The sequence below is a fragment of the Pantoea sp. GM_Pan_4 genome, from assembly GCF_026541005.1.
In the GTDB taxonomy this organism is placed as follows: Bacteria; Pseudomonadota; Gammaproteobacteria; order Enterobacterales; family Enterobacteriaceae; genus Pantoea; species Pantoea dispersa.
Genome location: NZ_JALNUZ010000006.1, coordinates 1 through 20,741 on the forward strand (window position 1 = coordinate 1; position 20,741 = coordinate 20,741).

The following is a 20,741-nucleotide window of genomic DNA, read 5'->3' on the forward strand; positions in this document are numbered from 1 at the left end:
TTGATGCGCACCGGCAGCGCGCACCTTAAAAATTGATCCAGGCTATGAGAAACGTCTGCAGCTTGCCGGGACGCTGGCGGATCGCGATCACATTTTTTATCATGTCCGCAACCTTGCCTGCTCCGGAGAACACCGTGCCTTCCCATTTCGACATGCTGCTGGCGGTGTTTGACCGCGCCGCGCTGATGCTGATCTGCCTGTTCTTCCTGACCCGCACCCGCGTATTTCGTCAGCTACTGCAAAAAGATGAGCACTCTATCGGCGAAAAAGCCGTGGTGACCGCCATCTTCTCGGTGTTTGGGCTGTTCAGCACCTGGTCCGGCATCAACGTTGACGGCTCACTGCTCAACGTCCGGGTGATTGCGGTCATGGCGGGCGGCATTCTGTTCGGGCCGTGGGTCGGCATTGCAACCGGCGTGATTGCCGGCGTGCACCGCTTCCTGATTGATATCGACGGCATCACCTCGGTGCCCTGTCTGATTACCAGCATCATCGCCGGTATCGCCGCCGGCGCCATCAACCGCTTCGTCAGCAAAGAGCAGCGCTGGCGCGCCGGCATCCTCGGCGGCATGCTGTGTGAAAGCCTGACCATGCTGCTGATCGTGCTGTGGGCGAAACCGATGTCACTCGGTTTAACCATCGTGTCGGAAATTGCGCTGCCGATGATTCTCGGCGCGTCGAGCATTGGTTTGATTGTGCTGCTGGTGCAGAGCGTCGAAGGGGAAAAGGAGGCGATTGCCGCGCGTCAGGCCAAGCTGGCGCTGGAGATTGCCAACAAAACCCTGCCGCTGTTTCGTCAGGTTAATAGCGACTCGCTGCGCAAAGTGTGCGCCATCATTCGCAGCGACATCCATGCCGATGCGGTGGCGATCACTAACACCAAACAGATTCTGGCTTACGTCGGCTACGGCGAGCAGAACTACCACAACGGCGACGACGGCATCAGTCCTACCACCGCGCAGGCGATCGCCAGCGGTAAAATTATCATTAAGAATAATGATGAGGCACACCGCACCAAAGACATTCACTCAATGCTGGTGATTCCCCTTTGGGAAAAAGGGGAAGTGACAGGCACGCTGAAAATCTACTATCGCCGCGCCCATCGTATTACTGGTTCACTGAAAGAGATGGCGGTCGGTCTGTCGCAAATCATCTCGACGCAGCTGGAAGTCTCGCGTGCCGAGCAGTTACGCGAGATGGCCAATAAAGCGGAACTGCGCGCGCTGCAAAGCAAAATCAACCCGCACTTCCTGTTTAACGCGCTGAATGCCATTTCCTCATCGATTCGCCTCAATCCGGACACAGCGCGCCAGCTGGTGATTAATCTGTCGCGCTACCTGCGTTACAACCTGGAACTCAATGACGATGAACCCATCGACATCAAAAAAGAGCTGTGGCAGGTGAAAGATTACATCGCCATTGAACAGGCGCGGTTTGGCGACAAGCTGTCGATGATTTACGACATCGATGAGGATCTGCACTTTTCGCTGCCCAGCCTGCTGATCCAGCCGCTGGTGGAGAATGCCATCGTGCACGGTATTCAGCCCTGTCGCGGCAAAGGCGTGGTCACGCTAAGCGTGAAAGATCTGGGCGATCGCGTGCGCGTGGCGGTGCGCGATACCGGTGCCGGCATCAGCGAAGAGGTGGTCAGCCGGGTAGCGCGCAACGAAATGCCGGGCAACAAAATTGGCCTGCTGAATGTGCATCACCGGGTGAAACTGCTGTCCGGCCACGGCTTAACCATCACCCGTCATCAGCCCGGTACGGAAATCGCCTTTACCCTCAGCAAAAGTGGTCAGCGGCTGTCCGGCCCGCTCACCCCGTTAGCGGAAACCTCAGCGTGAAAGCCATTATTGTCGAAGACGAATTCCTGGCGCAGCAGGAACTAAGCTGGATGATCCAGCAGCATAGCCAGATCAGCATCGAAGCCTGCTTTGATGATGGGCTGGAAGTGCTGAAGTATCTGCAGACTCATCGGGTGGACGTGATTTTTCTCGATATCAACATCCCGTCGCTGGACGGCATGTTGCTGGCGCAGAACATCAACCAGTTTATCCATAAGCCGCTGATTGTGTTTATCACCGCGTGGAAAGAGCACGCGGTCGAGGCCTTCGAACTGCAGGCGTTTGACTACATCCTCAAGCCGTATCACGAGTCGCGCATCATCACCATGCTGAACAAGCTGGAGGCCAGTGCACAACAGCAGCAGGCGCAGCAGCACAACCCGGCAGCCAGCGCGCCGCAAACGGTGAATTTAGTCAAAGATGAGCGCATTATCGTGACCGATATTAACGATATCTATTACGTTGAAGCGCATGAGAAGCTGACGTTTGTCTACACGCGGCGCGAAGCCTATGTGATGTCGATGGCGATAAGCGAGTTTTGCAGCCGTTTGCCTGAGTCGATGTTCTTTCGCTGCCACCGTTCCTACTGCGTTAATCTGAGCAAGATTGGCGAGATCGAACCGTGGTTTAACAACACCTATCTGGTGAAGCTGCGCGATATGGATGCGCAGGTGCCGGTGAGTCGCAGCAAGGTGAAGGCGTTTCGCCAGCTGATGCATCTTTGAAGGCGAACGGCACGGGAAGCCGTTCGCCCGTCAGATTACAGCACGCGCCCCAGCGCCTGGCGCAGATGGGCACCGGCGCCAAGCAGGCCCGGCTGGTCGTGAGTAATCATGTAGACCGGGATATCAACGAGGTAATCGCGGAAGCGGCCTTTGTCTTCAAACGCCGCACGGAAACCGGACGCTTTAAAGAACTCGAGGAAGCGCGGCACGATGCCACCGGCAATGTAGACGCCGCCAAAGGTGCCAAGGTTCAGCGCCAGGTTGCCGCCAAACCGTCCCATGATGACGCAGAACAGCGTCAGCGCGCGGCGGCAGTCAATGCAGCTGTCCTGCAGTGCCCGCTCGGTGACATCTTTGGGCTTGAGGTTTTCCGGCTCGCGCTGATCGGATTTCACAATCGCGCGATACAGGTTAACCAGTCCGGAACCCGACAGCACGCGCTCGGCAGAAACGTGACCCAGTTCGGCGCGCAGCACTTCGAGAATCGCATCCTCTTCTTCACTGTTTGGCGCGAAGTCAACGTGACCGCCCTCACCCGGCAGGCTGACCCAGCGCTTATCAACGTGCACCAGATGGCTGACGCCGAGCCCGGTGCCGGCACCGTAGATGGCAATCGGTTTATCCTGCACCGGCGTTTTGCCACCGAACTGGATGACGTCCTGTGCGGTCAGCATCGGAATCGCCATGGAAACCGCGGTGAAATCGTTGATGATTTCCAGCGTCGCAAAGCCCAGACTTTCCTTCATCTGACGCGTTGAGAAAGCCCAGTCGTGGTTGGTCATTTCCACCCAGTCGCCGGTAATCGGACAGGCGATGGCGATGCAGCCGTCGGTAATGTCCTGTTTTTGCTCATCCAGATAGTGACGGATAACTGCTTCAAGGTTGTCGTAGTCTGATGTTGAGAATGTTTTGGCCTGGGAGATGGCGCCGGTCTCCACCTCACACAAGGCGAGACGAGCGTTAGTGCCGCCCACATCGCCGACCAGGGCGTATTTTGTCATTCTTCTGCTGCTCCGCTTGGGTCATAAACAAGTGCAGGACACTATAAAAGCCTGCCAATAAAACAACAACGCTCACCTTGCACGATGAGCGTTGGTCATTCAGTGCGACGCACAGCCTGACTGTCGCCAGCCCAACTGTACAGAGGCAACTGTCCTAAACTTTGTGGCTATTTCGCTGGTGCAGCGCCGCCGTGACGGTGCGCAGCAGCGGCGGCAAATCCTGTTTCTCCATCACCACTTCAATCAGTGACAGGCAACGCGCCTGGCTGAGCAGCGCCATCACGGCGTCGAGCTGCGCCGTTTCACTGATGCGCCAGCTCTGAGCCGCACAATTCAGGCTCATCGCCTGCGGCAGCGCGGTCCAGTTCCACTGCGCGATGTCGTTGTAGCGCTGTTCCGCTCCATGGATCGCGCGTTCGACAGTGTATCCCTCATTATTCAGCAGAAAAATGATCGGGCTTAAGCCGTCGCGCTGGATCGATCCCAGTTCCTGAATGGTCAGCTGCGCCGATCCATCGCCGATGATCAGAATGACGCGCCGGTCGGGCTGCGCCGTCTGGGCACCAAAGGTGGCGGGTAAAGTATAGCCAATGGAACCCCATAAAGGTTGTACCAGCAGCTGCGCATCATGCGGTAAACGCAGCGCGGCAGCGCCAAACGCCGCCGTGCCCTGATCGGCAAGGATAATATCACCGGGCTGCAGGAAACGCTGCATCGCCTGCCAGAAAGCCTGCTGACTGATTACGGCAGCAGCAGCGGGCGGTGCATCGTCCGGCATGTCGGCCACGCCCGTAGCCCAGTGCGCGCAGTGGCGCTGATAAACCGGCAGCAGCGCGGCCAGCGCCTGCGCCATGCTCAGCGGTGCAAAGGTTTCTCCGGCGACGCTGGCATGAAACGGCTGCAGATCAATCACCCGCTGCGCCGACAGCTGCTGGGTAAACCCGGCGGTCAGGGTGTCGGTAAAACGCACGCCGACGCACAGGGTGACATCGGTGTCTTCAATTGCCGCGCGCACGGTTTCGCGGCTGCCGCTGGCGGCGTAGGTGCCGACGAAGCCCGGTTGCTGCTCATCCAGCACGCCCTTGCCCATCAGTAGCGTGGCTGCCGGAATGGCGCGCAGCGCACGCAGCTCAGCCAGCGGTGCCTGCAGCTGCCAGCGGGCAGCGAGAAAATCGGCCAGCAGCGCCACGCGCTGCGCCGGTGCCAGCAGGCGTTCCGCCGCTGCGGCAAACGCCTGCGCCACGTCGCGGTTTTCAGCCGGTACCGGGCTGGCGCTGGCTGACGGCAGCGTTACCGTGGCGGCGGCGACATCCACCGCCAGCAGCAGATAGCCCGGACGATGCTGCTGCAGCGCGCTAGCAATGACCCGATCAATTTCAGCCACGGCGTTTTCCGCGCTCAGCACCGCGCTGGCGGCACTCACTTCCTGGGCCATACGCAGAAAATGACCAAAATCACCGTCGCCGAGCGAGTGATGCACGCAGTCGCCCTGCTGCTGCGCGTGGCTGGCAGGAGCGCCGACGATGTGAATCACCGGCACGTATTCGGCGTAGCTGCCGGCAATGCCGTTAATCGCGCTGAGTTCACCGACGCCAAAGGTGGTCAGCAGCGCGGCCGCGCCGTTGCAGCGACCGTAACCATCGGCCGCATAGGCGGCATTGAGTTCATTAGCGCAGCCGACCCAGGTAATACCGGGATGGTCAATGACGCTGTCGAGAAATTGCAGGTTGTAGTCGCCGGGTACGCCGAACAGATGGCGGATACCCGCCTAGTGCAAACGATGCAGTAAATAGTCGCCAACGTTAAGAGTGTTCATCGACCGCTCCTGTGAGGGGGAATGATCAGGAGTATTAGCGATGTGGCTGAACTGGCGAGATTTTCACCATCATCGCGCTGTCATGCATGGCAAGCATTCGTTACGACGACAGAAAATTCTGTAAGTTGCGATCTTTGCCGCGTTACGGCGCAGTGTAAACGCATACACTGCTATGCTGATGCCACTTTCTCCCACCTGAGACAGGAACGCTGCATGAGTACTTTTCCCCACGCCGAACGTTATCACCAGATGCAGTATCGCCGCAGCGGCCGCAGCGGCCTGAAGCTGCCGGCGATTTCGCTGGGTCTATGGCACAACTTTGGCGACAGCACGCGCGTCGACAACAGCCGCGCGCTGCTGCGTCACGCGTTTGATCGCGGTATTACCCATTTTGATCTGGCCAATAACTACGGGCCGCCGCCCGGTTCTGCGGAGAGCAACTTTGGCCGCATTCTGCGCGAAGATTTTCACGGCCTGCGCGACGAGCTGGTGATCTCCACCAAAGCGGGTTACACCATGTGGGACGGTCCGTACGGCGACTGGGGCTCACGCAAGTACCTGATTTCCAGCCTCGATCAAAGCCTGAAGCGCATGGGGCTGGAATACGTGGATATCTTTTATCACCATCGCCCGGATCCGGAAACGCCGCTGGAAGAGACGATGCGCGCGCTCGATCAGGTGGTGCGTCAGGGTAAAGCGCTGTACGCGGCGATTTCGAACTACCCGGCGGATAAAGCCGCCGCCGCTATCGCCATGCTGCGCGATCTCGGCACCCCCTGCCTGATCCACCAGCCGCGCTATTCGATGTTCGAACGCACGCCGGAACAGGGTCTGCTGGACGTGCTGGGTGACAATGGCGTCGGCTGTATTGCTTTCTCGCCGCTGGCCGGTGGCGTGCTGACCGACCGCTATCTGCAGGGCATTCCGCAGGATTCGCGCATCGCCAGCGGCAGCAAATTCCTCAACGAAAACCAGCTAACGCCAGAGAAGATGGCGAAAGTGCAGCAGCTGCAGGCGCTGGCGCAGCAGCGCGGTCAAAAGCTGGCGCAAATGGCGCTGCGCTGGGTGCTGCGCGACACGCGCGTCACGTCGGTGCTGATTGGTGCCAGTAAAACCGCGCAGATTGATGATGCCGTCGACATGCTGAGCCAGCCTGAATTAACGGCGGACGAGATCGCCGCCATTGAGCAAATTCTGGTGTAACCGTTTACCCGCCCGGACTTTTCCGGGCGCTGTCCTTAGCAGAAAACGCTGCGCAACCTTTCGCTGGCACTTTTTCAGACTAAATCTCAAGGCGTGTCTGGTCCGATATGGCACACTAGCGCCACGGTAGCCTCGATGCTATCGATGAGGAGAAAGTATGAAACGTGCAATTTTGTTTGCCGCTTTGCTGGCAACGTTATCCCCTCTGGCGCTGCACACAGCTGAAGCCAGTAGCGCTACCATCAATCTGGCCCCTGGCGTCACGCTGCATCTCGGCGATCGCGATCGTCGCGGCTACTACTGGGACGGCGGTCGCTGGCGTGAACCGCGCTGGTGGCACGATCGCTATCAGTACAACGATCATCGCTGGTGGCGTCACGAAGAGTGGAAACGCCATCGAGCCTGGGAGCGTGAACGTGAGCGCCGCTGGCACGAGCGCGAACGTCGCGAACACTGGCGTCACGATCGCCGGCACGATCGACACGACCGCCACGACCATCATCACCATTAAAAAAATCCCGGCGCAGACGCAGCCGGGATTTTTTTATTCAGTTATTCGCTTACCAGCCGAGCGCTTCGCCCACCAGCAGATAGATATTCAGCGCCACCACCAGCACCACAATCAGACGCCCGGCATTTTGCATCAGGCGTGAGTTCACCAGTTCATCGCCCATGATGTCACGGTTACCGGTGAACGACAGCAGCGGAATCAGCGCCAGCGCAATACCGAAGCTCAGCAGCACCTGGCTCATCACCAGAATGCGCGTCGGATCCCAGCCCGCCCAGATAACAATAAAGGACGGCAGCATGGTAATGGTGCGACGGAACCACAGCGGAATGTGGAAGCGGATAAAGCCCTGCATCACCACCTGGCCGGCCAGCGTGCCCACCACGGTAGAAGAGAGGCCGGCCGCTACCAGACTCAGCCCGAACACAATCGCCGCCGCGTGACCCAGCAGCGGCTGCAGCGTCAGATAGGCCTGGTCGAGATCGACAATGCTGGTGTGACCGCTAAAGTGAAACGCGGCCGCTGCGGTGGCCATCATCGCCAGGTTAACGAAACCGGCAATGGTCATGGCGATCGCCACGTCGAGCTTGGTGGAGGAGTAGCGCTCCGCCTTGCTGCCTTTATTACCGTACTGCGTCAGCGCAGAGTGCAGATAAATGACGTGCGGCATAATGGTCGCGCCCAGCACGCCAGCCGCGAGGAATACCGCGTCCGAAGTGGGCAGGCTCGGCAGCGCCATGCCCACCACCAGATCGCTGACGCGCGGCTGCGAGAAGAACAGTTCAACGATATAAGCGGCGGCGACAAACAGCAGCAGCCCGCCAATCACCAGCTCCAGCGGCTTCTGTCCACGGTTCTGCAGCATCAGAATCAGGAACGTGGCGATACCGGTTAACACCGCGCCCTGCAGCAGCGAGATGCCGAGCAGCAGCTTAAAGCCGAGCGCAGCCCCGATGAATTCCGCCAGATCGGTGGCCATGGCGATGATCTCCGCCTGTACCCAGTAGAACCACACCGCCGGACGCGGGAAGCGATCGCGAATATGCTCGGCGAGGTTTTTACCGGTGGCAATGCCCAGCTTGGCGGACATCAGCTGGATCAGCATCGCCATGATGTTGGCCCATACCACCACCCACAGCAGTTTGTAGCCGTACGCGGCCCCCGCCTGGATGTTGGTGGCAAAGTTGCCGGGATCGATATAACCAATGGCCGCGATGAAGGCCGGTCCCAGCAGCGCGAGCTTGATCTTTCTGGCTCCGCGAGCGGCGCGCTCGGCGGTGCGACTTTCTGACATAGTTTTGACCCTGTCCTAACGCTTGTCTGACCCATCCAGCTTACGGGGCATTCAAGGCAAGTGAAATTTGGTTATAGTTATCGCATTGATAGATGGTGCTATAAAGTATAGCCATTGCTATACCACAAGGTAAAGTTAGCGCTTGCTAAAAATTATGCAACAGGTTTCACTCTACTCCCGGGTCAAATTATAGACAATCTCTTTGTGGATATTTCTTGTGATCGTTTTGTAAACAGGTTGTGAGCGGTGAGACTAATCTGAGAAATAAAGCGATACCGAATACTTATATTGTGGTTTTGATCTCGTTTTTAAGTAACGCGTTACATAGAATACGCAGCAAAATACAACCCTCCTCAAATTTGGAGCCGATATGTCCCATATTTTGCACTTCCTTTTAGCATTGGTGGTGGTAGCCGTGCTGGCGTTACTCGTCAGTCACGATCGTAAGAGTATCCGGATTCGCTATATCGTTCAGCTGCTGGTGATTGAAGTGCTGCTGGCGTGGTTCTTCCTTAACTCCGAAGCAGGCCTTGGCTTTGTTAAAGGTTTCGCCGGGCTGTTTGATCATCTGCTCAAATATGCAGCAGAGGGTACGAATTTCGTGTTCGGTAACATGAACGAGAAAGGTCTGGCCTTCTTCTTCCTCAATGTTTTGTGCCCTATCGTCTTCATCTCGGCCCTGATCGGTATTTTGCAGCATTTCCGCATCCTGCCGTGGGTGATTCGCGCTATCGGTACCGTGCTGTCGAAGATCAACGGCATGGGCAAACTGGAATCCTTTAACGCCGTCAGCTCTCTGATTCTGGGACAGTCAGAAAACTTTATCGCCTATAAGGATATCCTCGGCAAAATGTCACAGCGCCGCATGTACACCATGGCAGCTACCGCGATGTCGACAGTGTCGATGTCGATTGTGGGCGCCTATATGACGATGCTGCAGCCAAAGTACGTGGTGGCCGCGCTGGTGCTCAACATGTTCAGTACCTTTATCGTGCTGTCGCTGATTAACCCGTACCGCGTGGACAGCGAAGAAGACCTGCAGCTGCAGGATCTGCATAAAGGTCAGAGCTTCTTTGAGATGCTGGGTGAATACATCCTGGCCGGTTTCAAGGTGGCGATTATCGTTGCGGCGATGCTGATTGGCTTTATCGCGCTGATCTCCGGCCTCAACGCGCTGTTTGATACCATCTTCGGCATCAGCTTCCAGGGCGTGCTGGGCTATGTGTTCTATCCGTTTGCCTGGGTAATGGGCGTACCATCCAGCGAAGCGCTGCAGGTGGGCAGCATCATGGCGACCAAGCTGGTTTCTAACGAATTCGTTGCAATGATGGACCTGCAGAAAATCGCCGGTCAGCTGTCGCCGCATGCGGAAGGCATTCTGTCGGTGTTCCTGGTCTCCTTCGCCAACTTCTCTTCCATCGGCATTGTCGCAGGCGCGATCAAAGGTCTGCATGAAGAGCAGGGTAACGTGGTATCACGTTTCGGCCTGAAACTGCTGTACGGCTCGACGCTGGTGAGCGTGCTCTCCGCCGCCATCGCCGGTCTGGTGCTGGGCTTCTGATCTACAGGGCGGGCTGCGGCTCGCCCTTCTCTTCTTTTATATACCTAAGCGTTATATACCGCGTCAGTCAGCCTGCCGCCGCGTCACGCTCTGCTTCACCGTTTCCCGCAAACCCTTTGCACAATATCGAATTTCCGTTGTTGCCGTCTGCGCCCGTAGCTTTTCCTTCTGACCTCACCTCAGGAGAATCGCATGAGCATTCAGTTCCTTGGCATGATTGGCCACCGGCTTGCCTCAGAAATCATTCCCGCATCCGGCACGTTGTTCGATAAAGATTACATTGCCCGCTTTGCCCGCGCCCATGAAGCGGCCGGTTTCGATCGCATCCTTGTCGGCTACTGGTCCGATCAACCCGATGGCTTTCTGGTCACCGCTCACGCAGCGGCGCATACCCAGAAAATTAAATTCCTGCTGGCGCACCGTCCGGGGTTTGTCGCGCCCACGCTGGCGGCCCGCAAGCTGGCTTCGCTCGACCATCTCACCGACGGCCGCCTGGCCGTGCACATTATCAGCGGCGGCAGCGACAGCGAACAGCGCCGCGACGGTGATTTTCTCAGCAAGGCTGAACGCTATGCGCGCACCGACGAATTTCTCAGCGTGCTGAAACAGAGCCTTGAATCGCCGCAGCCTTACGATCATCAGGGCCGGTTTTACCAGGCTGAGCAGGCTTTCTCTGCCATCAAACCGCTGCAACATAAGCTGCCGATCTATTTCGGCGGATCGTCACCGGAGGCGATTGACGTGGCGGCGCGGCATGCCGATGTCTTCGCGCTGTGGGGCGAACCGTTAAAAGGCGCGGCCGAGACGGTACGTAATGTGCGTGCGGCGGCGGCCGCGCAGGGGCGCCAGATTGCGTTTAACATCTCCTTCCGGCCTATTCTGGGTAACACCGAAAAAGAAGCCTGGGAGCGCGCCGAACATATCCGCGCCACCGCAGAGAAGCAGCTGGCGGAGACCGGCTATACCTTTGGTTTGCCGAAGCCGCAGAGTGTCGGTGCGCAGCGTCTGCTGGCGGCGGCGCATGAGAGCGAACGCCACGACAAAGTGTTGTGGACCGGCGTGGCAAAACTGGTGCAGGGCGGCTACAACTCCACCGCGCTGGTCGGCACGCCGGATCAGGTTTCTGAGGCGCTGCTGGATTATTATCGCCTCGGTATTCATAGCGTGCTGATCCGCGGATTTGACCCGCTGAATGACGCGGTGGAATACGGCCGTGAGCTGCTGCCGCTGACGCGTGAAAAAGTGGCTGCGCTCAGCGCAACTGAAAAAAGGAGCGCCTGATGCGTCTCGCCGCTCTGTTTGCCGGTGTTGCGCTGGCCCTCGCGTCACTCCAGCCGCTGCTGGCGGCCGATAAAGTCACGCTGCGCCTCGGCGATGTTAAAGGCGATCGTTTTGCCGCCCTGAAAGCCTCGGGCGAACTGAACAATCTGCCTTACGATCTTAAGCTCACCGCCTTTGACTCCGGCGCGCCGGTGCAGGAAGCGCTCAATGCCGGGGCGCTCGACGTTGGCTTTACCGGTGATTTGCCGTTTCTGTTTGTCTATGCGGCAGGCGCGCCGGTGAAAGCCGTGGGTGCCTGGCAGAATAACCCGGACAGCATCGCCCTGCTGACCCGCCCCGACGCCGGCATTCACCGGCTGCAGGATTTGAAAGGTAAGCAGATCGCGGTCAACCGCGGCGGCTGGGGACACTATCTGCTGCTGGGCTTGCTGGAGCGCGCTGGCCTGACGCCGCAGGATGTCACGCTGCGCTTCCTCGGACCGGTGGATGGTCGCGCGGCGCTGACGTCCGGTGCGGTCGCGGCCTGGGCGCCGTGGGAGCCTTATATTGCCACCTCGACCGCCATCGACGGCACGGTGCGCGTGCCGGACGGCGGGGGTAAAGGCATTATGTCCGGTTACTCCTACGCGCTGGCCCGCAATGAAGCGTTGCAGGACGCCGGCAAGCGGGAAGCGATTGCTGATCTGCTGGCGCGACTGGCGAAGGCGCAAATCTGGGCGCAACACCATCCGCAGGAATTCGCCGGCGTGCTGAGCCAAACCCTGAATATGCCCCCCGCCATTACCCGCAGCTGGATTGACGATGCGCGCATCCGCCCGCTGGTGTTTGACACGCACCTGATTGCCACGCTGCAGAAATCCGCCGACTTTTTCCATCGTTATCAGGTGTTGCCAAAGCAGGTCGATGTCAGCCAGGCGTTTGACTTCAGTCTGTCAGCCGCCGCTAACCGCATCGCCCAGCACGCGCCGGGAGACAAATCATGAGTGATTATCAGCACCATCGCCTGCGCACCTTCGTCGCCCGGCTGGCCACTCTGCTCGACAGCCAGCCGGACGAAGCGACCCTTTTGCGGCAGGGCAGCGGCTGGCTGGCCGAACTGATTCGCCACGATGACTGGCTGGATGAGGCGTTTACCCAGCCCCATCCGCAGCACTATCAGCAATATCTGCTGTATGCCGATGCGCAGCAGCGCTTTTCCGTGGTGAGTTTTGTCTGGGGGCCGGGTCAGCAGACGCCGATTCACGATCACCGCGTCTGGGGCCTGATTGGCATGCTGCGCGGCGCCGAGATTTCACAATCGTGGCAGCCGGGCCCGCACGGTTTACAGGCAGAAGGTGCGCCGGTGCGGCTTGAACCCGGCAGCGTGGAGGCGGTGTCGCCGACAGTCGGTGATATCCATCGCGTCAGCAACGCCTATGACGATCGCGTCTCTGTCAGTATCCACGTGTATGGCGCGAATATCGGCGCGGTTGAGCGCGCGGTCTACACCGCCGACGGCCACGAAAAACGCTTTATTTCCGGCTACAGCAACCGTTATCTACCTAACATTTGGGACCTTTCACATGACTAAACCGGTTTTCCCGTTTCGCCAGGCGGCGGAACTGCTGACAGCGCTGCGTCAGCAACAGGAAGTGGCGATCATTGACGTGCGCGATGAGGCGCTGTTTGCCACCGGGCATCCGCTGTTTGCCGTCAACATTCCGCTGTCAAAGCTGGAGCTGGAGCTGCTGGACCGCGTTCCCCAACGTCACACCGCCATTACGCTGTATGACAACGGCGAAGGCCTGGCGCAGACCGCCGCTGAACGTCTCGCCGCACTGGGTTATCAGCAGGTCACGCTACTGGCCGATGATTTAGCCGGCTGGCAGGCGGCTGGCGGCGAGCTGTTTATCGATGTTAATTCACCCAGCAAAGCGTTTGGCGAACTGGTGGAACATCATGCCCGCACGCCTTCGCTCTCCGCCGATGAGGTACAGACGCTGATTAGCAATGATGCCGACGTGGTGGTGCTGGATGCGCGGCGCTTTGATGAATATCACACCATGAGCATTCCGGGCGCCACCAGCGTACCCGGCGGCGAACTGGTGCTGCGCGTGCGCGATTTAGCCCCCTCACCGCGCACCACAGTGATTGTGAATTGCGCCGGACGCACGCGCAGCATTATTGGCACGCAGTCGCTGGTCAATGCCGGTATTCGTAATCCGGTATTCGCGCTGCGCAACGGCACCATTGGCTGGACGCTGGCCGGTCATGCGCTGGAGCATGGGCAGAGCCGCCGCTATGGCTACGCCAGCGAAACCGCGCAACGTCAGGCCGCGAGCCAGGCCCGCGCCATTGCCGATCGTGCTGGCGTGACACGCATTCCTCTGGCGACGCTGACGCGCTGGCAGCAGGAAGCACGCACCACCTACCTGTTTGACGTGCGTGATGCCGACGAGTACGCCGCCGGTCATCTGCCGGGCAGCCGCCACGTGGCGGGCGGCCAGCTGGTACAGGAGACCGATCATTACGCCAGCGTGCGCGGTGCGCGTATCGTGCTGGTGGATGATGACGGTGTCCGCGCCAATATGACTGGCTCCTGGCTGGCGCAGCTTGGCTGGCAGGTGGCGGTGCTTGACGCATTGCAGGCCAGCGATTTCAGCGCTGTCGGCAGCTGGCAGCCGCAGGTCGCGCCGGTTGCTGCGCCGGAATCGATCTCCCCCGCGCAGCTGGCCGAGTGGCTGGCGGCTGGCGACACGCAGGTGCTGGATTTCACCACGCTCGCCAATTACCGCAACAGCCATATTCCCGGTGCGGCCTGGCTGCTGCGTTCCACCCTGCAGCAGCAGGGCAAGGCACTACTGCCCGATGCTGGCCGCTATGTGCTGACCTGCGGCAGCAGTCTGCTGGCCAGCTATGCCGTGGAGCAAATTGCCACGCTGACCGGCAAACCGGTGCGGGTGCTGGCGGGAGGCAATGCAGCCTGGCGCGCCGCCGGTCTGCCCACCGAGCAGGGCGAGCAGCGCCTGCTCTCGCCGCCCATCGATCGTTATCGCCGCCCGTACGAAGGCACCGATATTGAACCGGACGTGATGCAGGCCTATCTCGACTGGGAATATGGTCTGGTGGCGCAACTGGATCGCGACGGTACCCACGGTTTTCGCGTGCTGCAGCTGCAGCCACAGGCCGTGACGGTTTAACACGGAAAGGCGCTGCAGGTCAGCGCCATTGCACGCAGCCAGTCGGCGAATGCAACGTCACACTGCGCAAACGGGCAGTATTATTATCGGGTTTTAAGTACGTTTGTTCTGAACGAACAGAGAATTGGTGGAGATAAGCGGGATCGAACCGCTGACCTCTTGCATGCCATGCAAGCGCTCTCCCAGCTGAGCTATACCCCCACATCTGGAATTCGTTTTTTCAGTGCAAACCGTTGGGAGCGGTTTGGTGGAGCTAAGCGGGATCGAACCGCTGACCTCTTGCATGCCATGCAAGCGCTCTCCCAGCTGAGCTATAGCCCCGTACCGAAAAAACCGCCGAGTTACCTCGACGGACGGCATAATATGAGACCGCTGTTTGAGTGTCAACGGCAAATTCTCGTTCTGCGTGCGATCGCTGAAAAAGGCGGCAACCCTGTGTCGCCGTGGCTTTTTTTTCAGCGCAGCGCGTACTCGTCATCCCTGCCCTCAGCCGTTATCTCAACGCCGCCTCAACGGTGCACCACGCCGAGGTTAACTTTAGGTTAAAGATGTTAGCGTCAGGCTTGTTTTCGTTAATGGTGCGTGTAAAACTTAGCGCGCTAATTAACCGGTTAGCCGTCCAGGGTATTCACTCGCTAACCGGCCAGCACGTCCTCCTTGTTTAATAAAAGAAAAGTGAACTATGTCGCTGCATACACCTAAAGAGATCGCGCAACTGGCGATTCAGGCCGGCGTGGCTAAAAGCCGTCTGCCGGTTTCCACCTTATTAATTCTTGGCTTTATGGCTGGCGCGTTTATCGCGACCGGCTTCCTGCTCGATCTGCACGTTATTAACCAGCTGCCTGCTGAATGGGGCTCGTTTGCCGGCTTCCTCGGTGCGGCGGTATTCCCGGTCGGACTGATTCTGACCGTGCTGGCGGGCGGCGAGCTGCTGACCGGCAACATGATGACCCTGCCCATTGCCTGGTTCGCGCGCCGCATTAGTGGTTTCAGCGTGCTGCGTAACTGGTTTTGGGTCACCATCGCCAATTTTATTGGCAGCGTTGCGGTAGCATGGTTCTTCGGCCATCTGCTCGGCATGACCGAAGGCGACTATCTGAAGAAAACCGTGGCGATCGCGCATGCCAAAGTGAACGCCGATTTCATGCACGCGTTCATCTCCGGCATCGGCTGCAACTGGCTGGTGTGTCTGGCGGTGTGGCTGGCCTTCGCCAGTAAAGATATGGTCGGCAAAATCTTCGGCATGTGGTTCCCGGTGATGGCCTTCGTGGCAATCGGTTTCCAGCACGTGGTGGCCAACATGTTTATCGTGCCTGCCGCAATTTTTGCCGGTCAGATGAGCTGGGCAGAATTTGCACCTAACGTGGTTGCGGTATTTTTAGGCAATGGTGTGGGCGGTGCGATCTTTGTCGGCCTCACCTATTTCCTCGCCTTCCGTCCGGCACAGGCGGCGGTCAGCGAAGCGCAGTAAACCGATTTTGCCTTTTGTCGCACAGCAAAAGGCATTTTCTGCCTTGATTACTTTTCCCCGTAACGTTTTGTTGTAATATGTAGAGCTAATGTATTTAACAGGGACAGCATCGTGAAAAAGGAATGGCTCACTCCCGAAGAGCTCGCGCTGGAAACGGGCTACAGTCGGCAGACGGTGAATAAATGGATCAAGCGTGAAAACTGGACGACCACGCCCAAGCCCGGTGTACAGGGCGGTAAGGCGCGATTAATCCACATTGATGAGCGTGTCAAAAGCTTCATTCAGTCCACCCGCCATGCAAACGAACCGGCGGCGAATTACGGCGCTCAGCAAAATACGTTACCTGCGTTATTAATAAATTCTGTCCAGCAAATGACGCCCACCGAACAGGAACAACTGGCGGCGCTGTTATTGCGGGAAGGGATCAGGGGCGTATTACAGCGGTTAGGAATCCAGGAAGAATAGAAAAGCCGGAAGCAGTGAGATGCTTCCGGCTTTTTTGTTGCCTGCCGCATCACAGCAGCCTGACAGGCCGCTGTTCAGCTCAATCAGGCCTGTGCTTCACGCTCCGCGATGAACGCCAGTGCTTTTTCGATACGCGCCACGCTGCGGCTGCGGCCGATGGCTTCCACCGTCACGTCGAGCCCAGGCGACTGACCGGCACCGGTTACGGCAACGCGCAGCGGCATACCGACTTTGCCCATGCCGAGCTCGAGTTCATCCGCAGCAGCCTGGATGGCGTGATGCACGTTTTCCGCATTCCAGTCGCTGTCGCTGATGGCCGCCAGCTTGTCGCGTACCACTTCCAGCGGCTGACGCGCCACCGGACGCAGATGCTTTTTCGCTGCATCCGCATCAAACGCGTCAAACTCTTCATAGAAGTAGCGGCAGGACGCGGCGATTTCGACCAGCGTTTTGCAACGCTCACCCAGCAGCGTCACCAGCTTCGCCAGCTCCGGTCCGGTGCGGGTATCGATATTCTGCTGCTCAATGTGCCACTGCAGCTGGGTCGCGACATATTCCGGCGGCAGCGTATTAATGTAGTGGTGGTTGAGCCACTGCAGTTTCTCGGTGTTGAAGGCGCTGGCCGACTTGCTTACCGCATCGAGGGTGAACAGTTCGGTCATTTCCGCCACGCTGAAAATCTCCTGATCGCCATGTGACCAGCCGAGGCGCACCAGATAATTAAGCAGCGCTTCCGGCAGGTAGCCGTCGTCGCGATACTGCATGACGCCCACTGCGCCGTGACGCTTGGACAGCTTTTTACCGTCATCGCCAAGGATCATGGATACGTGCGCATAAGTTGGCACTTCCGCACCAATCGCTTTCAGGATGTTGATCTGACGCGGCGTGTTGTTGATATGGTCTTCACCACGAATAACGTGCGTGATGCCCATATCCCAGTCGTCGACCACCACACAGAAGTTGTAGGTCGGTGAACCGTCGGTACGGCGGATGATCAGATCATCCAGTTCCTGGTTGCTGAATTCGATCGGACCACGAATCTGATCGTCAAAAATCACCGAACCGTCCTGCGGGTTGCGGAAGCGCACCACGCACGGCTCATCGACAGCATGATGTTCATGGCTGTCGCGGCAGCGGCCGTCATAACGGGGCTTCTCGCCTTTTTCCATCTGCTCTTCACGCAGCGCTTCCAGACGCTCTTTCGAGCAATAGCATTTATAAGCAGTACCGGCTTCCAGCATTTCGTCGATAACGTCGTTATAACGGTCGAAACGTTTGGTCTGGTAGTACGGGCCCTCATCCCAGTCGAGATTCAGCCAGTTCATCCCATCCATAATGGCTTCGATCGCTTCCGGCGTGGAGCGCTCCAGGTCGGTATCTTCGATACGCAGGACGAATTCGCCCTGGTTATGGCGAGCATAAAGCCATGAGTAAAGCGCAGTACGCGCACCACCGACGTGCAGGTAGCCCGTCGGGCTGGGTGCGAAGCGAGTTTTGATTTTCATTCAGCATTGCCTTAAATGCGCAGGTTTCGTTGTCTGGATGACAAAAAAACGGGTTAACGCGGAAAAACAGTGCGCATATTCTAGCAGGTGAGGCTGATTCCTCAATCACTGTCACGCTGGCGGCGCGGGCAGAAGTGCGTTTTTCTGCTAATAAAACCAGCACATTGGCTAAAAGCGCTGCATGATGTCTAAATTTAAAGCGAACGCACATTTATGTTTTAAAAAGCGTTGACTCACTTCGAAGGATCCCTATAATGCGACTCCACACAGCGGGGGTGATTAGCTCAGTTGGTAGAGCATCTCCCTTACAAGGAGGGGGTCGGCGGTTCGAGCCCGTCATCACCCACCACTCTTAATGAGATGGCCCGCAGTGAACAAGAGATAAGATATGGGTGATTAGCTCAGTTGGTAGAGCATCTCCCTTACAAGGAGGGGGTCGGCGGTTCGAGCCCGTCATCACCCACCATATCTTAGTCAGATGACACTCTTGTTAAGCAGTACCGAAGTGGGTGATTAGCTCAGTTGGTAGAGCATCTCCCTTACAAGGAGGGGGTCGGCGGTTCGAGCCCGTCATCACCCACCACTTCGGGTCGTTAGCTCAGTTGGTAGAGCAGTTGACTTTTAATCAATTGGTCGCAGGTTCGAATCCTGCACGACCCACCAAATTCAGAAAAGAGCGCCCTTTGGGCGCTTTTTTCGTTTCTGTGTGCCGATGCTGAACGTGCAGGATGAGAACCTGCTGCAGGTTCGACTGAATCGCCGGGAGCGATTCAGGCTGATGCGCCAGCATCACCCGCAGGGCGAGGCCCCGGATGGGCCGAGGCATATCCTGCACGACCCACCAAATTCAGAAAAGAGCGCCCTCAGGGCGCTTTTTTCGTTTCTTCATATCTCACTTCCCAGGCTACCAGCTAAGCTGCAACTGCAACTGCAACTGCAACTGCAACTGCAACTGCATTCAACCACGGTTGTACATTTGGTAGCGGCGCAATTTATTGCGCGATAAATCGCGCCGCTACAAATGGTGTGCGATTTGCGGTTGCCTTACCTGGTTGCCCTTACGCCATCAGGGCGCTTTTTTCGTTTCTTCGCATCCCCCAGGCTGCCAGTTAAGCTGCAACTGCGTTCAACCATGGTTGCACGTTTGGTAGCGGCGCAATTTATTGCGCGATTAATCGCGCCGCTACGAATAGTGTGCGATTTGCGATTGCCTTACCTGACCGCTCTTACGTTCTCAGGGCGCCTTTTTTCGTTTCTTCACGTTCCCCCAGGCTACCAGTTAAGCTCTAACTGCATTCAACCACGGTTGCACGTTTGGTAGCAGCGCAATTTATTGCGCGATGAATCGCGCCGCTACGAATAATGTGCGATTTGCGATTGCCTTACCTGACCGCTCTTACGTTCTCAGGGCGCTTTTCCGCTTCAGCTGTGAAGAAAGACCCCGCTCAGCCTGAGGTCGTGCCCGCCCTATCCCCTTCCGCCCTCGTTCCTGACGAAACCTTTTCGCAAATTTAACACCTCTCGCCCTCAAGCCGCAGCGGCTGCGTTCCGATAACGAAAGGGCACATTTGCAAGGAGAACGTTATGACCACCATTTCGACCAATACCAATATTGGCAGCAGCAGTACTTCGGGATCCGGAAGCGCATCCGGCAGTAGCGATAGCGCTTCGAAAATCGCCAGCCTGACCAAACAAATCGCCAGTCTGAACGATGAACTGAAAGACATCGCGAAGGACAAAAGCCTGACCGAGAAGCAAAGAAAGGATAAGCAGGAGACGATTAACGCGCAGATTCAGCTGCTGCAGGCGCAAATCCAGCAGTTGCAGAAGCAGGAAAAGGAGAAAGCGGAGCAGAAGCAGGAGAAACAGGAGGTTACTGCAGTGAAAGCGGATGGTATCAACCGCCCAACCGACAGCAACCAACTTGACGTTTATGTTTAAAACGCCGGATTAAGCGCGCGATCCTGCGTCAGCAGCGCCGCCTGCTGACGCACTTCCTGCCAGATAGCCTCCGCTGCCGGGGTGAGTGACCGGTTTTTGCGTTTAATCAGCATCAGGCTGCGATTGATCTCCGGATAGAGCCGGCGCACCGTCAGCTTACGACCAGACGGCAGCGGCAGCGCCAGTGCCGGTAAAATACTGATGCCAATGCCCGCTTCCACCATCGGATAAAGCGTGGCCGGATGGCCAATCTCCTGCACCACCTGTACGTTCAGCGCCAGCCGCTGCAATGCGGCATCGACCAGCAATCGGCTGCCCGACGCGTAATCCTGCAGCACCATAGCGCGACCAGCCAGCATTGACCACTGGGCCTGCGGCACCTGCGCCAGCGCATCATCCTGATGACACAACAGTAAAAACGGCTCCTGCAGAATCTCCTCGCTATCAAAATCGGCATCCTGCAGCGGACCGATGACGATGCCAAAATCGACTTCCGCATTGCGCACGCTCTGCAATACCCACTGCTGCACGCGGTCGTGCAGAATCACCCGAATGTCGGGGTAACGCAGCTGGCTGCTGGCCAGACATTGCGGCATCAGATGCGCCGAGGGCGTCTGGCTGGCCGCCACGCGCACCGTGCCGCTGCGCTGCTCGCCATAGCTGCGCACATCGAGCAGCGTGGTATTGAGCTCCTCCAGCAGTCGTTCCAGCCGCGTTGCCAGTTGCTGTCCGGCTTCGCTTAGTAACACCTCGCGCGTGGTGCGATCCAGCAGCCGTACGCCCATCTCCGCTTCCAGCTCTTTAATACTGTGACTGACCGCCGACTGGCTCAGCCCAATCGCCTGCCCTGCCTGGCTGAAACTGCCGTGCTGCGCCACCGCCACAAAGGTGCGCAGCTGTCGTAAGGTGTAATTCATCGATTACGCTCATAGATTAATGCAATAAAT

The 20,741-nt window shown here is 58.0% G+C and carries 17 protein-coding genes, 6 tRNA genes and 1 other RNA gene; 17 read left to right on the top strand and 7 right to left on the bottom strand.

The window, feature by feature from the left end; genetic code table 11:
- The first annotated feature begins 152 nt into the window (after positions 1–152).
- Together OXR61_RS13855 and OXR61_RS13860 are read left to right on the top strand one after the other, a co-directional pair.
- Positions 153–1,844, top strand: a complete 1,692-nt coding sequence (locus OXR61_RS13855; RefSeq protein WP_276591599.1) for a sensor histidine kinase — start codon at positions 153–155, stop codon at positions 1,842–1,844.
- On the top strand, positions 1,841–2,569 hold the full coding sequence (locus OXR61_RS13860) for a LytTR family DNA-binding domain-containing protein (protein WP_021508252.1): 729 nt from the start codon (positions 1,841–1,843) through the stop codon (positions 2,567–2,569). Before OXR61_RS13855 ends, OXR61_RS13860 begins: the two co-directional genes overlap by 4 nt.
- Before the next feature lie 35 nt (positions 2,570–2,604).
- Here OXR61_RS13860 and glk read toward each other — a convergent pair whose 3' ends face one another.
- Both glk and OXR61_RS13870 read right to left on the bottom strand, forming a co-directional pair.
- Positions 2,605–3,570: a glucokinase gene (glk, locus tag OXR61_RS13865; protein ID WP_021508251.1), complete on the bottom strand. Its 966-nt coding sequence runs from the start codon at positions 3,568–3,570 to the stop codon at positions 2,605–2,607.
- 154 nt (positions 3,571–3,724) lie between these two features.
- Positions 3,725–5,332, bottom strand: coding sequence for a thiamine pyrophosphate-binding protein (locus OXR61_RS13870; RefSeq protein ID WP_267412357.1), 1,608 nt, complete (start codon positions 5,330–5,332; stop codon positions 3,725–3,727).
- A gap of 267 nt (positions 5,333–5,599) precedes the next feature.
- Here OXR61_RS13870 and mgrA point away from each other — a divergent pair, with 267 nt between their 5' ends.
- Both mgrA and OXR61_RS13880 read left to right on the top strand, forming a co-directional pair.
- Entirely contained in the window at positions 5,600–6,589 is a 990-nt protein-coding gene (mgrA, locus tag OXR61_RS13875; protein ID WP_021508249.1) for an L-glyceraldehyde 3-phosphate reductase, read from the top strand.
- Between the two features lie 157 nt (positions 6,590–6,746).
- Complete coding sequence (locus tag OXR61_RS13880; protein ID WP_021508248.1) at positions 6,747–7,100, top strand: DUF2502 domain-containing protein; 354 nt, start codon at positions 6,747–6,749, stop codon at positions 7,098–7,100.
- Between the two features lie 49 nt (positions 7,101–7,149).
- Here OXR61_RS13880 and OXR61_RS13885 read toward each other — a convergent pair whose 3' ends face one another.
- Positions 7,150–8,391 carry an Nramp family divalent metal transporter gene (locus tag OXR61_RS13885; RefSeq protein WP_021508247.1) on the bottom strand — a complete coding sequence of 414 codons (1,242 nt, stop codon included), beginning with the start codon at positions 8,389–8,391 and terminating at the stop codon, positions 7,150–7,152.
- A gap of 370 nt (positions 8,392–8,761) precedes the next feature.
- Between OXR61_RS13885 and OXR61_RS13890 the strand changes: the two genes are divergently transcribed.
- The 5 genes from OXR61_RS13890 (at position 8,762) to OXR61_RS13910 (ending at position 14,412) form a co-directional block, all read left to right on the top strand.
- The gene (locus tag OXR61_RS13890; protein ID WP_031279840.1) at positions 8,762–9,952 is read left to right on the top strand and encodes a NupC/NupG family nucleoside CNT transporter; all 1,191 of its coding nucleotides are present in this window, start codon (positions 8,762–8,764) and stop codon (positions 9,950–9,952) included.
- Positions 9,953–10,144: 192 nt separating this feature from the next.
- Positions 10,145–11,233, top strand: a complete 1,089-nt coding sequence (locus tag OXR61_RS13895; protein WP_021508245.1) for an LLM class flavin-dependent oxidoreductase — start codon at positions 10,145–10,147, stop codon at positions 11,231–11,233.
- Complete coding sequence (locus OXR61_RS13900) at positions 11,233–12,216, top strand: ABC transporter substrate-binding protein (protein ID WP_021508244.1); 984 nt, start codon at positions 11,233–11,235, stop codon at positions 12,214–12,216. Before OXR61_RS13895 ends, OXR61_RS13900 begins: the two co-directional genes overlap by 1 nt.
- Positions 12,213–12,803: a cysteine dioxygenase gene (locus OXR61_RS13905; RefSeq protein ID WP_021508243.1), complete on the top strand. Its 591-nt coding sequence runs from the start codon at positions 12,213–12,215 to the stop codon at positions 12,801–12,803. Before OXR61_RS13900 ends, OXR61_RS13905 begins: the two co-directional genes overlap by 4 nt.
- Positions 12,796–14,412 (top strand): rhodanese homology domain-containing protein, encoded by a 1,617-nt coding sequence (locus OXR61_RS13910; protein WP_021508242.1) that lies wholly within the window; start codon positions 12,796–12,798, stop codon positions 14,410–14,412. Before OXR61_RS13905 ends, OXR61_RS13910 begins: the two co-directional genes overlap by 8 nt.
- A gap of 125 nt (positions 14,413–14,537) precedes the next feature.
- On the opposite strand, the gene OXR61_RS13915 is transcribed toward OXR61_RS13910, so the two are convergent.
- A tRNA-Ala gene (locus OXR61_RS13915) sits at positions 14,538–14,613 on the bottom strand.
- Positions 14,614–14,657: 44 nt separating this feature from the next.
- Positions 14,658–14,733 (bottom strand) — tRNA-Ala (locus tag OXR61_RS13920).
- Positions 14,734–15,094: 361 nt separating this feature from the next.
- Here OXR61_RS13920 and OXR61_RS13925 point away from each other — a divergent pair.
- Together OXR61_RS13925 and OXR61_RS13930 are read left to right on the top strand one after the other, a co-directional pair.
- On the top strand, positions 15,095–15,883 hold the full coding sequence (locus OXR61_RS13925) for a formate/nitrite transporter family protein (RefSeq protein ID WP_021508241.1): 789 nt from the start codon (positions 15,095–15,097) through the stop codon (positions 15,881–15,883).
- Between the two features lie 111 nt (positions 15,884–15,994).
- Positions 15,995–16,348, top strand: a complete 354-nt coding sequence (locus OXR61_RS13930) for a YfeC-like transcriptional regulator (RefSeq protein ID WP_021508240.1) — start codon at positions 15,995–15,997, stop codon at positions 16,346–16,348.
- Positions 16,349–16,431: 83 nt separating this feature from the next.
- Here OXR61_RS13930 and gltX read toward each other — a convergent pair whose 3' ends face one another.
- Positions 16,432–17,853 carry a glutamate--tRNA ligase gene (gene gltX, locus OXR61_RS13935; protein WP_021508239.1) on the bottom strand — a complete coding sequence of 474 codons (1,422 nt, stop codon included), beginning with the start codon at positions 17,851–17,853 and terminating at the stop codon, positions 16,432–16,434.
- A 273-nt stretch (positions 17,854–18,126) separates the two neighbouring features.
- Here gltX and OXR61_RS13940 point away from each other — a divergent pair.
- The 6 genes from OXR61_RS13940 to OXR61_RS13965 all read left to right on the top strand — a co-directional run bounded on the left by OXR61_RS13940 (position 18,127) and on the right by OXR61_RS13965 (position 19,794).
- Positions 18,127–18,202, top strand: a tRNA-Val gene (locus tag OXR61_RS13940).
- 41 nt (positions 18,203–18,243) lie between these two features.
- A tRNA-Val gene (locus tag OXR61_RS13945) sits at positions 18,244–18,319 on the top strand.
- Positions 18,320–18,360: 41 nt separating this feature from the next.
- Positions 18,361–18,436, top strand: a tRNA-Val gene (locus OXR61_RS13950).
- A 4-nt stretch (positions 18,437–18,440) separates the two neighbouring features.
- Positions 18,441–18,516 (top strand) — tRNA-Lys (locus tag OXR61_RS13955).
- 44 nt (positions 18,517–18,560) lie between these two features.
- A non-coding RNA gene (locus OXR61_RS13960) (RtT sRNA) lies at positions 18,561–18,697 on the top strand.
- Positions 18,698–19,437: 740 nt separating this feature from the next.
- Positions 19,438–19,794: a FlxA-like family protein gene (locus OXR61_RS13965; RefSeq protein WP_021508090.1), complete on the top strand. Its 357-nt coding sequence runs from the start codon at positions 19,438–19,440 to the stop codon at positions 19,792–19,794.
- Here OXR61_RS13965 and OXR61_RS13970 read toward each other — a convergent pair.
- On the bottom strand, positions 19,791–20,711 hold the full coding sequence (locus OXR61_RS13970) for a LysR family transcriptional regulator (RefSeq protein WP_021508089.1): 921 nt from the start codon (positions 20,709–20,711) through the stop codon (positions 19,791–19,793). The two genes, OXR61_RS13965 and OXR61_RS13970, sit on opposite strands and share 4 nt — an antisense overlap.
- Positions 20,712–20,741 lie beyond the last annotated feature (30 nt).

Coding starts and splice junctions, on each gene's coding strand:
- OXR61_RS13885 (WP_021508247.1), bottom strand. CDS start 8,391: ATGTCAGAAAGTCGCACCGCCGAGCGCGCCGCTCGCGGAGCCAGAAAG.
- OXR61_RS13895 (WP_021508245.1), top strand. CDS start 10,145: ATGAGCATTCAGTTCCTTGGCATGATTGGCCACCGGCTTGCCTCAGAA.
- OXR61_RS13905 (WP_021508243.1), top strand. CDS start 12,213: ATGAGTGATTATCAGCACCATCGCCTGCGCACCTTCGTCGCCCGGCTG.
- OXR61_RS13910 (WP_021508242.1), top strand. CDS start 12,796: ATGACTAAACCGGTTTTCCCGTTTCGCCAGGCGGCGGAACTGCTGACA.
- gltX (WP_021508239.1), bottom strand. CDS start 17,853: ATGAAAATCAAAACTCGCTTCGCACCCAGCCCGACGGGCTACCTGCAC.
- OXR61_RS13880 (WP_021508248.1), top strand. CDS start 6,747: ATGAAACGTGCAATTTTGTTTGCCGCTTTGCTGGCAACGTTATCCCCT.
- OXR61_RS13970 (WP_021508089.1), bottom strand. CDS start 20,711: ATGAATTACACCTTACGACAGCTGCGCACCTTTGTGGCGGTGGCGCAG.
- OXR61_RS13925 (WP_021508241.1), top strand. CDS start 15,095: ATGTCGCTGCATACACCTAAAGAGATCGCGCAACTGGCGATTCAGGCC.
- glk (WP_021508251.1), bottom strand. CDS start 3,570: ATGACAAAATACGCCCTGGTCGGCGATGTGGGCGGCACTAACGCTCGT.
- mgrA (WP_021508249.1), top strand. CDS start 5,600: ATGAGTACTTTTCCCCACGCCGAACGTTATCACCAGATGCAGTATCGC.
- OXR61_RS13855 (WP_276591599.1), top strand. CDS start 153: ATGCTGCTGGCGGTGTTTGACCGCGCCGCGCTGATGCTGATCTGCCTG.
- OXR61_RS13900 (WP_021508244.1), top strand. CDS start 11,233: ATGCGTCTCGCCGCTCTGTTTGCCGGTGTTGCGCTGGCCCTCGCGTCA.
- OXR61_RS13965 (WP_021508090.1), top strand. CDS start 19,438: ATGACCACCATTTCGACCAATACCAATATTGGCAGCAGCAGTACTTCG.
- OXR61_RS13890 (WP_031279840.1), top strand. CDS start 8,762: ATGTCCCATATTTTGCACTTCCTTTTAGCATTGGTGGTGGTAGCCGTG.